Below are 14217 nucleotides of genomic sequence, written 5' to 3'. Positions count from 1 at the left end.
ATGAAAAAAACACTCGTATTGAGTTTAGCGCTAGGACTTTCAACACTTGCTTTTGCGCAGAACAAAAAAACCATTACTGTAAACAACTCTTCCGCTAGCGCAAGAACAGAGTTGATCAGTATTCCTTATACAACATTCGAGAAACACTTCGAGTTAAAAAACAGTGTATTTACGATTGTGGATAAGGATAAAAAGGAACTGGCCTATCAACTTGAAAAACTAGGAAAACCGACGGCACAAAATATTTTAATCCAAATAACCGTTGCTCCTAAAAGTTCAACAACCTTCGGGGTAAATGGGAATAAACCCACAGCTATTGCTTCCAAGACCTATGCAAGATACGTCCCTGAACGCAAAGATGACTTTGCATGGGAAAACGATATTGCGGCTTTTAGAGCCTATGGAAAGGCTTTAGAAGGCAGCTCAGAAGATGCACAGGGCTTTGACTTCTGGGCAAAACGTAGCAATGACCTTGTTGTTGACGAATGGTATAAAACCGGGGATTATCATGCCGATCATGGCAAAGGCTTAGATTATTATTCCGTTGGACAAACCTTGGGCGTTGGCGATGCAACTCCATTTATTGACGAACAGGTTGTTTACCATAAGCATTATCGCCAATACGAGGTATTGGATAACGGTCCGTTGCGCTCCACATTCAAACTTATCTATGAACCGGAGAATGTCAAAGGTCAGCAGCTACAGGTTGAAAAGACCGTTTCCCTAGATGCTGGGAGTCAATTGAACAAAATAAGCTATTCCATCAAAAACGCAACCTCTGCCTCTACGCCAATTGTTGTGGGGATCGCTAAAAGAAAAGAGGAAAAACCTCAAATTCTAAATGATGTAAAGAATGGTATTTTAGCGTATTGGGAACCTGCAGAAGGAGATAAAATTACTGGAACTGCGGTTATTCTACCAAAAGTAAAATATATATTCAAAGATAGTCCAAAACAATTTTTATTAGCAACCACCGTCAAAAATGATAAACCATTAGTTTATTTTGCGGGTGCTGCGTTCAATAAAGCGGGTAAAATAGGTAGTTTTGAGCAATGGCAGTCTTATGTAAAAACATTTAAAAATAATTTAGATCAACCGTTAACAATAAAATATTCAAAATAATGTCCATACTGCAATCTTTTGACTTAAGTGGGAAAGTAGCCTTGGTAACAGGCTGCAAAAGAGGAATTGGCAAGGCAATTGCCGAAGCATTGGCTGAAGCCGGAGCAGATATTATCGGCGTTTCAGCGTCATTGGAAACTGAAGGCTCTGCAGTAGAAAAATCCGTAAAAGCATTAGGCAAAAATTTCTATGCCTATCAGTGTGATTTCTCTAAACGGACAGAACTTTACAAATTTATCGAAAAAGTAAAATCAGCGCACCCGACGATTGACATCCTGTTTAACAATGCCGGAAATATACTTCGTAAACCTGCTGCCCAGCATCCGGATGAATATTGGGATGAAATTATCGAGATCAATCAAAATGCGCAATTTATATTGACTCGTGAAATCGGAAAGGACATGATTTCACGTGGAACTGGAAAGATCGTATTTACAGCATCTTTATTAACTTTCCAAGGTGGTATCAATGTTCCGGGATATGCCGCTTCAAAAGGAGCTGTAGGATCTATGGTAAAGGCTTTTGCTAATGAGTGGGCTTCCAAAGGTGTCAACGTAAATGGATTTGCTCCAGGATATATCGCCACGGATAATACCGAGGCACTTAGGGACGACCCTGAACGCTCTAAGTCTATTTTGGACCGTATACCTGCAGGTCGCTGGGGAACTCCAGAAGACTTTAAGGGGCCAGCGGTATTCCTCGCTTCAAAAGCTTCTGATTATGTACATGGAACTATCCTTACCGTGGATGGTGGCTGGATGGGAAGATAACAATCAACCTCTAAGATGAGTTTGTTTTAAAAGTCTTTATCCGAAGGGGTAAAGACTTTTTTTACAATTCTAAATCCCAGATTACTAAAAGATGCATTGGGACTAACTGAACCTATATATACTGTATTGAAAGCAGCACAGCTATTTTTACTACACCACCAGGAGCCCCCTCGGGCATGTGCAATAGAGCGATCCCCATCTCTTTCAAGCTTTCCGGTACAAAATTCAAAGACATTCCCAAAGATGTCATAGAGCCCCCATGGATTGGGTTTGAATTTTCCGACAGGAGAAGTATACAGATAGCCATCGGTATAATCCGCTTTCAAATGATCTCTTCCATGCCATACATTTGCATATTCACCCATATTCTCTTTACTGAAACCTTCAAAATAATAGCCTTCGCTACCCGCTCTGGCCGCCACCTCCCATTCGTCAAAAGAGGGTAATCTACAGTTTGCCCATGTACAATATGTCAGCACATCCTTATAGGAAATGCAGGTAACAGGGTGATCCATCTTGGCCTCAATTCCGCCACGACTTATACCATTTGGAAAGCGCCAATAGGCTGTACTATCCTGTAGCCAACGAAACTCCGCCAAACCAGGCTCAAAGACCATGGCGTTGTGATAGCGTTCTGCTAATGTTTTATAACCTGTTGCTTGAACGAATTTCTCAAATTCAGCATTCGTCAGCTCAAACTTAGCGATCCAAAACGATTCAATTTGCACAACTCTTTTTGGATTGTCTAGACTACCTGTATCACCCAAATGATAGTCTCCGGCCGGAATCTGGATAAAGTTTCCAGCTTGGGCTTCACATTGGAGATGCAAAACAATCAATCCTATCAAATAGAGTAACCTTCTCATTCTCCTTGCCGTTTGTTATAATATGCTTGTGCTGTTTCAATAATATACTGTTCATTTGCCTCGGAAAAATCCATCCAGCCCTCATAGTTTGTATCCGGACCGTAGAGTTTGTGATATATTTTCGACTGTTTAAAATCGGATAATTCTCCCTTTTTTAAAAGCAACAAAAGTATTGTCAATATGTCTTTGTCCCGCCGGTTATTCTGGTAAAAATCAATTAGAAAAGGGATACTTTCCCAAGCGTTCATCTCCAAAATCGCCGACTTATAATTTAGGCCCATTTCATTCGTTTTGCCAGATAGCTCCCGGATGAAAGTCAAAACCTGAGCCTTATTTTTTTTCATATAGGAGATTTGCCGTTCACTCCAAAAGACACCGTTGTAAACAAAAAGCAACTGACCGAATATCTTTTTCTGGGGGTCATTTACAAACATCCGTTCCGCACAGGCCTGACTAAATATTTCTGGATAAATCATCGTATACGTGAATTTTTCCTCAGCAGTCAAAGTATTAAAATCACGAGCAGGTATTCCAGCATCATAATCCGTCAATGCTTCGTCAGGAAGGGTCTTTAAACGTTTATCGATTAAAAATTGAATCTTTTTTGTACTAAAAGGGGGAATACTATTTTTTTCACGGAAGGCATAATAAGAAGAGTCCTGAGGCCGAGGATCCCCCCATGCAACATCCGTATTTTCCTGTGCACTAACGACGGTCCCCCCTAATCCCAAATACAGGAATACTAAAAATCCAACTGCACTACTTGCTTTTTTTCTCATCGTAATATTTCAGCGCTCGACTAAAGATCAGTGCCTCATTTTCTTTATTGTAATTTAGATAGGAGTAATAATTGCTATTTTCTCCATATAACTTTTTAAAAGACGTAGACTTTATAAATTCACTATATTCACCACGTTTCATCAGCAACATAAGTAAGGTCAGGGCATCTTTGTCTTTCGATGTCTTCTTGGCATACTCAATAATAAAAGGAATCATTTGCCAACCGTTTAGCTCCACTAAGGCATGCTTATAATTTACACCCATCCGTTTGCTTCGGATAACAGATTCCTGGATAAGTTTGATTACTGAATCCCTATTCTCCTGCAAAAAATCAGTCTGCCTTTGTGACCAGGACGATTCATTAAAACCGTCCAATAATGTACCAAAGATTTTTTTGTCGATCTGCGTTTGGTATTCAGGTATAGCGCAATTCTGTGCATATAGTTCTGCGTGAATCATGGTATAAGTAAACTTTTCGCGCAGGGATAGCTTTTTAAAATCAGTAGCCGAAATTGCATTTGTTCCAGCATCGGTCGTTTCTTTATCTTCTTCGGGGATTATTTTTGCGATTAACGCTTTTACTTTGTCCAATCCATAGGGCGGAATGGTCATTTTGTTCCGCATTTCGATAGCAGCAGGATCCATAAAAAGACTCTCGTCATCCTCTGGATTCGTTTGTGCAAAAACACCCACCCAACACAGGAAAGAAATAAAAAATAAAAGTCCCCTTTTCATATCGTATGATTTAATATCTTTTAAAAATAAAGAAATTACTGCTACAAAAATTATTCCTCTTTATTTTATAGGGCTCCCTTTCGCCCTGATCTGCCTTTTCCTAATTGCAATGATTCCTAAATACAATGATTCCTCTTTGCAATGAATACCATCTGCTCCTAACAAAAATCCCCGGATTTAATAAAACCCGGGGACGCTATATTTCTTTTACTTTTGCCTATATCAAGAATATAAACCTTTCTTATCGATAAACTCTATCACCTTTTGCGGTACAAAAAATTGAATATTTTTATTTTCCTTGATTGCCTTTCGCAAAAAGGTAGAAGACAATTCCATCAATGGTGTAGCTGTGATGGTGATTGAAGGATGATCCTTAAGCTTTCCACCATCATATCCAGGACGTGGATAGACATAAATCTGGTAGTCGCGTAAGATAATATCCGCATTTTTCCATTTTTCCAAAGATTCCAAACTATCTTCTCCCATGAGCAGCACAAATTCACGATTGGGATATTTTGCTTTTAAATGGGTGAGCGTATCTATCGTATATGACGGTATTGGTAAATGGAATTCAATATCTGTTACCCGCAGGTGTTCAGCACCCTCCAAAGCCAGATTTAACATCTCCAGACGATCGTAGGGATCTGCCAATGTAGATTTCTTCTTAAATGGATTTTGAGGAGAGACCACAAACCAAACTTCATCTAATTCAGTAAAACTGGCCATATAATTAGCGATGATCAGGTGCCCTATGTGCACCGGATTAAAAGAACCAAAATACAAACCAATTTTTCGCATGGACTTATTTATTGATAAATCCCATAACAATTTCTTCAGCTTCGGCACATGCAGTAGCTAAATCAAAGTTATTCAATATGACATCAAATTTATTAGCATAGGTAAGTTCCAGTTCAGCCTTGGCAAAACGTTCTTTCAATTTTTCTTCTGAATCCGTTCCACGTCCTGTCAAACGCTCCTTAAGCACCTCCAATGATGGTGGTTGTACGAAAATAGAAATTGCCTGTTCTGGGAATTTTGATTTCAGACGTAATCCACCAACAACATCGATATCAAATATAACATGTTTACCTTCTTTCCAAATACGTTCAATTTCTGAACGCAAAGTACCATAGAAAGTCCCTGAATATACTTCTTCAAATTCGATAAACTCCTGTTTGGCGACCTTATGTAGGAACTCCTCCTTTGACATAAAATAATAATCTTTTCCGTCTACTTCCTGTCCTCTGGGGTCACGAGTACTCGCAGAAATGGAAAACTCTATTTTATCGCCATGTTTACTTAAAAGATCTCTTACTATTGTTGTTTTACCCGCTCCTGATGGGGCCGAGAATATAATTAATTTACCGCTCATCCTTATAATACGTTGAGCAATTGCTCTTTTATTTTTTCTAATTCTTCTTTCATTCTAACCACAATCTGTTGGATTCCGGCATGATTGGCTTTAGAACCAAGGGTATTGATTTCTCTACCCATTTCTTGTGAAATAAAACCTAATTTTTTACCATTTGAATCGGCTGAATCAAACGCTTTTAAAAAGTAGTTGCAATGGGCGCGCAATCTCACTTTCTCCTCGGTCACATCCAATTTGTCGATGTAATAAACCAGTTCCTGCTCAAATCGATTTTGATCGACATTTTCTTTACCAACCGTATCATTCAAAAATTGCTCGATACGCTGTCTGATCAAAGGTATACGTTCTACTTCCAAAGCCTCTACCTCAGCAAGGTAAACTAAAATAAGCTCAGCCCGCTTTTTTAAGTCTCCAGCAAGTACATTTCCCTCATCTTCACGAAAGGTATTAAAACGTTTGACGGCATCATAAAAAGCATCCATCAATACTTTAGACTCCTCGTCATCAACCGAATCATCATTGTTCGAGATTACCTCAGGCATATTTAATGCGAGTTCAAACAGGTTGACATTCGTATCGTTGAGCTCTACAGCGATCTGCTGCAATTGACTATAATATTTTTTGAGTAAATCAGCATTAATGGAAGACGCCTTCGCAGTTTGATCCGTGTATTCAACCGTTACATTCATGTTAACTTTACCACGTTCAATAAGTTTGCTACTTTCAGTACGCAGGGTCAATTCTTTGTCCGAAACAACTTTGGGCAAACGAAGATTTAATTCAAGGAATTTTGAATTTAAGGACTTTATTTCGACACTATATTTAACTTTACCGTTATCAGCGGAAGCTGTGCCATATCCTGTCATGGATTTTATCATATGCAAAGGTATGACTTTTCAGGAAAAATTAAATACACTGTATTGATTAATTGCTGATACTCGCCAAATTACCTTTCTTTTTATTTACCAATCGTGTTTGGCAATGATAACAACTAAGTAACTTTCATAAGGTTTGGCACCTTTGCATTCAACATAACCAATCCCAATATCATATAGCGAAGCGTTCCACTGATCCATGCCCAATAAATGGGTACGATGATGATAACCCGGAGCTTCCTTTCCAATAATTAAGGCCTTAATGCCAGCGGTAGCACTGGCTCGGTTGGCGGCAATGGACTCAAAATTGTTGGTGTTTCGTTTTGACAGCCATGCCGGATTAAGCGGATATCCTGCTTCGTCAATGAAATAATTAGGTCCATACCCCTCAGGTGAGACATGGTCAAAATAAGAACGTTTAGCCATATCTTTTGCTCGATAAACCGCAACCTCGGCCAACTGCTTATTCCAATTGAGTTTGGTTCGTTTAATCTTCTGCAGATTAAAAAGCTTCAGCTCCTTCTTATACTTTTCGGGATTTACGCGAATTTTGTTCAATAGCTCATAGGCCTCGATGGCTTGATTATGATCGACAACCACACGTTGTGCAAAAATAGACTGTGTAAAAAGCAGGGTAAATGCTAAAACCAAATAGTTCATACGTGAATAATCTCTTCTTCAATGACCTTACGAAATATCCAGACGATCTTGTCCGCTTAACTTAATTTAACCGCGTACAAACTACATTTTGCGCACAGTATCTGTACTTTCTCAATAGGGATATTTCGTATCAATCCTTTAACCTTAAAAGACCGTATTTAGTATGTAACGTTTAATCTTTTTTTGTTTTTTTCGCAGACAAAAACTGTATAAGCATGGGTATTAAGCTAATAAAGATAACCGCCAAAATAACAAGGGAAAAATTATGCTTAAAAAATGGCAGCTGTCCAAAATAATAGCCAGCCATAATAAATAATGAAACCCATAATATCCCCCCTAGTATATTATATTTTCCGAAGACCACATAGGGCATTTTGCCAATACCTGCTACAAATGGTGCAAAAGTCCTTACAATCGGTACAAATCGGGCATAAACAATAGTCTTTGTTCCATGTTTAGCATAGAAATCTTGTGTTTTTTGCAGATAAGTTGGCTTAAATATTCTTGATCCTGGCTTAAAAACCCGGATTCCAACATATTTGCCAATTTCATAATTCACAAAATCTCCGGAGATAGCGGCAAAAATAAGAATGACTATAAATATAGGTAAGGAAAGCTGACAATCTGGGCGGGCAATTATTGCCCCCAAGGCAAATAAAACTGAGTCACCAGGAAGGAATGGTGTAACAACAAATCCTGTTTCCGCAAAGATGATTAAAAACAAAATCAGATAGGTCCAATTTTCATAACTATTGATCAGTTGCAAAAGATGCTGATCGATATGCAATATAAAATCAATAAGCTGTGAAATGATTTCCATTTTTTTGATCTATAAAAAAAGGGAATCTTATTGGACCCCCTTTTTAGTTTTTATCTTTTCTTTTATAAGCTCGAAGATTATTGGTAATATGGATATAAAAATAATAATCAATACGACCTTCGAGAAGTTATCTCTTATAATAGGAATATTTCCTAAAAAATATCCCGCGAGGGTTATACCACCAACCCACAAGATAGCACCCACGACATTATAGGTAATGAAAGTACCATAATTCATCCTTCCAATACCTCCAACGAAAGGTGCCAAGGTACGTACGATTGGTACAAATCGAGCGATAACGATTGTTTTACTGCCATATTTCTCATAAAACGAATGAGTCTTGGCAATTTGCTCATCTTTGACTACCTGCTTACCAAAGAGCTTAAATCTTGTTAGGCGCATACCAAAATGCTTACCGATAGCATAGTTTAAGGAATCCCCAGAAACCGCGGCTACCAATAAAATGAAAATCATCAACCATACGTTAAGATCATTTGGTTGTGCGGCTAGCATGCCCGCTGCAAACAATAAAGAATCTCCTGGTAAAAAGGGCATCACAACCACTCCTGTTTCTACAAAAATAATAAGAAACAGAATAAGGTACGTCCAAGTCTGATAATCATTGACTATTTCAACCAAATGTTTATCAATATGGAGAATAAAGTCTATAAGATGCGTAATTAGTTCCAAACCCTGACGAAGATTAAGCGTTGTTTAACATAACAGGCATCACCAACATCAAAATATCTTCATGATCTTCAGATACGGCCGGAATCAATAAACCGGCACGATTTGGCGTACTCATCTCCAAAACAACTTCTTCACTCTCTAAGTTATTTAACATCTCCACTAGGAACTTGGCGTTAAAACCGATTTCCATATCATCCCCTTCAAATTGACAGGACAAGCGTTCATGCGCTTCATTAGAGAAATCTAAATCTTCTGCAGAGATATGCAATTCACTTCCTGAGATCTTCAGACGAACCTGATGTGTCGTTTTATTAGCGAAAATCACCACCCGTCTCAAGGTATTTAAAAACAATAATCGATCTACGGTCAACTTGTTCGGGTTGACCTGAGGGATTACAGCAGCATAATCTGGGTAACGTTCATCAATTAAACGACAGATCAAATTAATATTACCAAAGCTAAAGAACGCATTGGTTTGATTATATTCTATCGATACTGTAACATCATCGGATGGTAGCGATGATTTGAGCAGTGAAAGTGCCTTTTTCGGCAAAATAAGGGATGCTGGTTTCTCAGCACCGATATCAGTTCTCGAATAACGCACCAACTTGTGCGCATCAGTAGAGACAAAAGTCACATTCTTTTCAGCTAATTGCACCAAAACACCAGACATCGCAGGTCTCAATTCGTCGTTACTGACAGCAAAGATCGTTTTACTGATCGCTTCTGACAAAATAGGAGCTGGCATCTGAATAACTGACCCGTTATCGATTGAAGGAATTTTAGGGAAATCGTCGGCATTTTCTCCACTCAACTTATATTTTCCATCACCTGCACTGATCTCAATAGCCAAGGTATTCATATCTACTGAAAATGCTACTGGCTGATCTGGTAAGGTTTTTAACGTCTCGATCAAAATCTTCGAAGGCATGGCTACTCTTCCCTCTTCTTTTGCTTCGATCTGTAAAGAAGTAACCATACTTGTTTGCAGATCCGTAGCAGAAATAGTCAAGTTATTGTCTTTTATTTCAAAAAGAAAGTTTTCCAAGATAGGCAAAACAGTACTTGTACTGGATGCGCCATTGATAGCTTGTAACTGCTTTAATAAAATTGATGTTGATACAATGAATCTCATTTCCTGAATACTAATTATTATGTGCAATAATACACAAATTAATCAATATTTTTCAGTTTTACAGGCCGCTTTCTTTCCACATAAAGAGATTTTGATCGCTCAAATAAGCAATTGTATTTCAATTAATAAGCACAGCGCCAAAAGTATAGAAAGCAAATTCGGCCCGATAAATCACAATATTTATTACATTTGTATAATAGCAGTAGTGTATGCAGTTTAAAGAGATCATTGGGCACAAAGACATCAAGGAACATTTAGTTCGCACGGTTCATGAAAATCGTGTGAGTCATGCGCAATTATTTCTTGGTCCAGAGGGCTCCGGCAGCCTTGCATTAGCCTATGCTTATGCACAGTTTTTGAATTGTGAAAACCGACAGTCAGCCGACAGTTGTGGCGAATGCCCCTCCTGTCGAAAATATAATAAGCTGATCCATCCCGATCTCCACATGTCCTATCCTTTCATAGCCAAACATAAGGAAGATACGGCAACCGATTATGCGGACAGCTGGCGAAAATCTTTTTTATCCAATCCGTACATGGGATTGGAATATTGGCGCAATCAATTGGATGCGGACAACAAACAAGTCAATATCAATATTGCCGAGGCGCATGGTATCATCAAAAAATTAAGCCTAAAGTCCTTTGAAGCTGAATATAAGGTTTTAATTATGTGGCTTCCCGAATACCTGGACACACAAGGCAATGCGCTGTTAAAGTTAATCGAAGAACCACCCGAAAAAACGCTCTTTATTCTGGTTGCAGAAAATCAGGACAAAATATTAAATACAATCATATCACGTACGCAATTGGTCAAAATAAAGAAGTTGGACCACACAGAGATCGCACAACATCTAAAAAGCGTACATCATCTTTCGGATCAAGAATCAGCTGAAATTGCTTTTATTGCGGATGGAAACCTACAAGAAGCAATGAATCAAATCCTGTCGCAAACAAATAATCATTTTGGCATTTTAGTCAATTGGTTACGTTTCATTGTTTCAGATGCGGGAACCAATATGATCTCTTTAGTGGAAGAAGAACTCTCAAAAATGGGGCGAGAAAACCAAAAAAGCTTTCTTTTTTATGCAATTAATATGATGCGTCAAATTATATTAATCAAAGAAGGGCTTTCCAGCTTAGTATTCTTACCGGCCAAAGAATTGGATTTTGTTCAAAAATTTGCTGTACACTATACCGTTGAACAAATTGAAGCAACAATAAATCTATTTGAGGAAACGCATTATTTTGTAGAAAGAAATGCAAATCCCAAAATATTATTTTTAGATTTATCTTTGCAGTTAACATTAATATACAAGTACAAAACGTTTCCGAAAGGAACTCAATATATAATATAGAAAACTATGGGATGTGGCAGTTGCTCATCCGGCGGAGGTTGCGGTACTACCACGGCAAATGGTACACCGGCAGGATGTCAGAATAATGGCTCTTGCATGACTAGCGGATGTAATAAATTAGATGTATATGACTGGCTTTCCGATATGGATATGCCTTCAAACTATAAACCATTTAATATCGTCGAAGTACGATTTAAGGGATCACGAAAAGATTTCTTTATTAATGTAGACAATACCTACCTTGAAATGGGGGAGATGGTCGTTGTAGAACCTTCTACTGGTGGCTATGATGTCGGGCATGTCTCCTTAACAGGTGAATTGGTCAGACTACAATTAAAAAAGAACAATGTTACCCCAGAAATGGTAACTAAAAAAATCTATCGGAAGCCCAATGAAATGGATGCAGAGAAGTATAACGCAGCAAAAGATCTCGAATGGGAAACTATGCACAAAGCACGTAAACTGGCTTTGGACCTGGGTTTGTCCATGAAGATTTCTGATGTTGACTACCAGGGTGATAAAACCAAGGCTACCTTCTACTACACTGCTGAGGGCCGCGTGGATTTCCGTGAGCTTATCAAAAAAATGGCTGAAGCTTTCAGAATACGCATTGAAATGCGCCAGATAGGTATGCGACAAGAAGCTAGCCGCCTCGGTGGAATCGGCTCCTGTGGTCGCGAACTTTGCTGTTCAACCTGGTTAACGGATTTCAAAACGGTTTCTACATCGGCAGCACGTTATCAAAATCTTTCTTTGAATACGTTAAAGTTAGCGGGACAATGCGGAAAATTAAAATGCTGTCTCAATTATGAATTGGATAGTTACATGGATGCTTTAAAAGACATCCCGAATAATATCGACCGCATCGAAACGCTAAAAGGAGTTGCTTATCTTCAAAAGACCGATATTTTCAAGAAAATGATGTGGTTCTCTTTTCCTGGAGCCGAAAATTGGATCGCCATTCCCGTTCAACAAGTCAAAGAGTTTGTCGAAATGAATAAGCAGGGGATCAAACCGGAAGCAATTTCGAGTGCAGTAGATAACGATGAAGTCAGAGAAGAGAAAAATATCAATTACGATTACGAAAATGTAGTCGGACAGGATAGCTTAACTCGACTTGATGATCGGAATAAAAGAAAGAAAAAAAGAAAATCCAAAAGCAGTATTGTCAAACCTGAAAGTAAGGCTGGACAAAAAACTGAGAAGTCCGAACAAAGTACACCTAGACAAAGTACTAAACCTCAGATTTCGACCGATGCTGGAGCTCCAAGCGCGAATAAAGAGAATAAAGAAGGATCTAATAACAGGCCCAAAAAGCGTTTCAATCGCCATCGGAATAAAAACAAAGGTAATAACAACAATGCTGCACCGAAAGCAGAATAAAAAAAAATATGCCTAATTTTAACCCATTAGGCATATTCTTTTTATAAATAAACATGAAACTCAAAAGCTCTCCTTTCCTTATTGGTTTGTTATGTATTGGCATAGGGTATTCTTGTGACCAAACTTTTGTCATAAATGAAAATAAACCCATTGATAATAAAGCTTGGCTGAATACATCACCGCCTAGTTTTCAATTTCATATAGGCGACAAGACCAAACGATATGATGTATTGATGGATGTCCGTCATACACCGGAATATGCTTTTTCCAATCTTTTTGTACTTATTTACCAACGAGGCCCAGGTAAAAAGCAATATACTTTTCGTAAAGAAATAAAAATGGCCAGATCGGATGGAAAATGGATAGGAAAATCCTCCGGTAGCTTGTATAACAATCAATCCATCATCCATAAAGATTACCTATTTCCGGATACAGGAATTTATACGATTTCCATCGAACAGAACATGAAAGAAAATCCGTTGAAAGAAATCACAGACGTAGGGTTAACCGTTGTTCCAAAATGATACGCTTATTACGATATCTATTATTTCCTTTTACCATCATCTATGCCCTTGTAGTGTGGATAAGAAATAGATTATATGATCTTAAGCTGCTTCCCTCGCGGTCTTTCGACATTCCAACTGTTGTCATAGGAAATCTTGCCGTAGGTGGAACAGGAAAAAGTCCAATGACTGAACTTGTGGTCTCTAGCCTTAAAGGTCATTTTAAAACGGCAATACTCAGTCGAGGATACGGACGTAGCTCCAAAGGGTTTTATCTGGTACAGACGGATTCATCGGCTATGGACGTCGGTGACGAGCCCTTACAGTTCAAAAATAAATTTCCGGCTATCACTGTTGCGGTTTGTGAAGATCGCTGTACGGGAATAGAAAAACTTCAATCAGATCATCAACTGATTATTTTGGATGATGCCTATCAACATCGGAAATTATCGCCGCTTTTCAATATTCTATTGTTTGATTTTCTATCATTTGCTAGTCCAATGTTTGTTTTTCCTACAGGAAACTTTAGGGATCTCCTTATGGAGGCCAAACGCGCACAGATCATAGCAATTACGAAATGTCCTATTGATCTTTCTACCAAAGAAAAAAAACGGATAGAAAACAAAATCAGGTATTATAACAAAGAAGCTTTAATTGTTTTTAGCTATATCGACTATCTTGAACCCATCAATAGTAAAGGAAGTCTAATCGATATCAAAGGCAAAGACATTATTTTGGTTACGGGTATTGCTAAACCTAAGCCCTTAGTGTATTATCTCCAAAACAAAGCCAATTCAATCCAACACATTTCCTTTGAAGATCATCATTCTTTTACTGAATCGGATATCAATCAAATTGCAAAATCTTACCACAATCTGGCGAGTAGCAACAAAATAGTATTGACAACAGAAAAGGACTTTCAGCGATTAAAACCTTTTAAACAGCAATTTACTGCAATTGATTTGGCTTATCTGCCAATTGGTCTTCAATTTCACGACCCCATCCAACAGGAAATATTCCATAAAAGGCTATATGATGCAGTGGATCAAAGTGTTAATCAACCTTAAATTTTGTTAATATCAGATGCTATACTAAACTTTTTCATCAAATTTATATTCTATATGTAAACAGAGAATCTCAAAAGTTTTCGC

16 protein-coding genes are annotated in these 14217 nt (G+C 38.2%); 6 read left to right on the top strand and 10 right to left on the bottom strand.

All coding sequences use genetic code 11. The annotated features are described in order from the left end of the window. Together M2419_RS15395 and M2419_RS15390 are read left to right on the top strand one after the other, a co-directional pair. Nucleotides 1–1122 carry a DUF4861 family protein gene (locus M2419_RS15395; RefSeq protein ID WP_153845297.1) on the top strand — a complete coding sequence of 374 codons (1122 nt, stop codon included), beginning with the start codon at nt 1–3 and terminating at the stop codon, nt 1120–1122. Between the two features lie 5 nt (nt 1123–1127). After that, nucleotides 1128–1892, top strand: a complete 765-nt coding sequence (locus tag M2419_RS15390) for an SDR family oxidoreductase (RefSeq protein WP_194932857.1) — start codon at nt 1128–1130, stop codon at nt 1890–1892. A gap of 26 nt (nt 1893–1918) precedes the next feature. On the opposite strand, the gene M2419_RS15385 is transcribed toward M2419_RS15390, so the two are convergent. The 10 genes from M2419_RS15385 to dnaN all read right to left on the bottom strand — a co-directional run bounded on the left by M2419_RS15385 (nt 1919) and on the right by dnaN (nt 9825). Then, the gene (locus M2419_RS15385; RefSeq protein ID WP_153845295.1) at nt 1919–2758 is read right to left on the bottom strand and encodes an SUMF1/EgtB/PvdO family nonheme iron enzyme; all 840 of its coding nucleotides are present in this window, start codon (nt 2756–2758) and stop codon (nt 1919–1921) included. Next, nucleotides 2755–3537, bottom strand: a complete 783-nt coding sequence (locus tag M2419_RS15380) for a hypothetical protein (protein WP_153845294.1) — start codon at nt 3535–3537, stop codon at nt 2755–2757. Before M2419_RS15380 ends, M2419_RS15385 begins: the two co-directional genes overlap by 4 nt. Continuing rightward, nucleotides 3518–4273 (bottom strand): hypothetical protein, encoded by a 756-nt coding sequence (locus M2419_RS15375; protein ID WP_153845293.1) that lies wholly within the window; start codon nt 4271–4273, stop codon nt 3518–3520. Before M2419_RS15375 ends, M2419_RS15380 begins: the two co-directional genes overlap by 20 nt. A gap of 222 nt (nt 4274–4495) precedes the next feature. Further along, nucleotides 4496–5071, bottom strand: coding sequence for a nicotinate (nicotinamide) nucleotide adenylyltransferase (nadD, locus tag M2419_RS15370; protein WP_075990440.1), 576 nt, complete (start codon nt 5069–5071; stop codon nt 4496–4498). A gap of 4 nt (nt 5072–5075) precedes the next feature. Further along, nucleotides 5076–5645, bottom strand: a complete 570-nt coding sequence (gene gmk, locus M2419_RS15365; protein WP_075990439.1) for a guanylate kinase — start codon at nt 5643–5645, stop codon at nt 5076–5078. Nucleotides 5646–5647: 2 nt separating this feature from the next. After that, on the bottom strand, nt 5648–6523 hold the full coding sequence (locus M2419_RS15360) for a YicC/YloC family endoribonuclease (RefSeq protein WP_153845292.1): 876 nt from the start codon (nt 6521–6523) through the stop codon (nt 5648–5650). Between the two features lie 84 nt (nt 6524–6607). Continuing rightward, nucleotides 6608–7180: a CAP domain-containing protein gene (locus tag M2419_RS15355; RefSeq protein ID WP_153845291.1), complete on the bottom strand. Its 573-nt coding sequence runs from the start codon at nt 7178–7180 to the stop codon at nt 6608–6610. A 172-nt stretch (nt 7181–7352) separates the two neighbouring features. Then, on the bottom strand, nt 7353–8000 hold the full coding sequence (locus tag M2419_RS15350; RefSeq protein ID WP_153845290.1) for a DedA family protein: 648 nt from the start codon (nt 7998–8000) through the stop codon (nt 7353–7355). Between the two features lie 27 nt (nt 8001–8027). After that, nucleotides 8028–8690: a DedA family protein gene (locus M2419_RS15345; RefSeq protein WP_153845289.1), complete on the bottom strand. Its 663-nt coding sequence runs from the start codon at nt 8688–8690 to the stop codon at nt 8028–8030. 13 nt (nt 8691–8703) lie between these two features. Next, nucleotides 8704–9825, bottom strand: coding sequence for a DNA polymerase III subunit beta (gene dnaN / locus M2419_RS15340; RefSeq protein ID WP_088159749.1), 1122 nt, complete (start codon nt 9823–9825; stop codon nt 8704–8706). Nucleotides 9826–10034: 209 nt separating this feature from the next. On the opposite strand from dnaN, the gene M2419_RS15335 reads away from it, so the two are divergent. Genes M2419_RS15335 through lpxK form a run of 4 tightly spaced genes read left to right on the top strand, consistent with a single transcriptional unit; the run spans nt 10035 to nt 14133 of the window. Next, nucleotides 10035–11180: an ATP-binding protein gene (locus M2419_RS15335; RefSeq protein WP_259255316.1), complete on the top strand. Its 1146-nt coding sequence runs from the start codon at nt 10035–10037 to the stop codon at nt 11178–11180. Between the two features lie 6 nt (nt 11181–11186). Then, nucleotides 11187–12563, top strand: a complete 1377-nt coding sequence (locus M2419_RS15330) for a regulatory iron-sulfur-containing complex subunit RicT (RefSeq protein ID WP_259255315.1) — start codon at nt 11187–11189, stop codon at nt 12561–12563. A gap of 53 nt (nt 12564–12616) precedes the next feature. Next, a complete protein-coding gene (locus tag M2419_RS15325; RefSeq protein WP_259255314.1) occupies nt 12617–13087 on the top strand; it encodes a gliding motility lipoprotein GldH in 471 nt (156 codons plus the stop codon). After that, nucleotides 13084–14133: a tetraacyldisaccharide 4'-kinase gene (lpxK, locus tag M2419_RS15320; RefSeq protein WP_182330563.1), complete on the top strand. Its 1050-nt coding sequence runs from the start codon at nt 13084–13086 to the stop codon at nt 14131–14133. The genes M2419_RS15325 and lpxK overlap by 4 nt, the downstream gene beginning before the upstream one ends. The last annotated feature ends 84 nt before the right edge of the window (nt 14134–14217 follow it).

The sequence above is a fragment of the Sphingobacterium sp. BIGb0116 genome, assembly GCF_024808035.1.
Classification (GTDB): Bacteria; Bacteroidota; Bacteroidia; order Sphingobacteriales; family Sphingobacteriaceae; genus Sphingobacterium; species Sphingobacterium paramultivorum.
The sequence above is the reverse complement of the archived record's forward strand: the minus strand, read 5'-3'. Positions and strand labels throughout refer to the sequence as shown.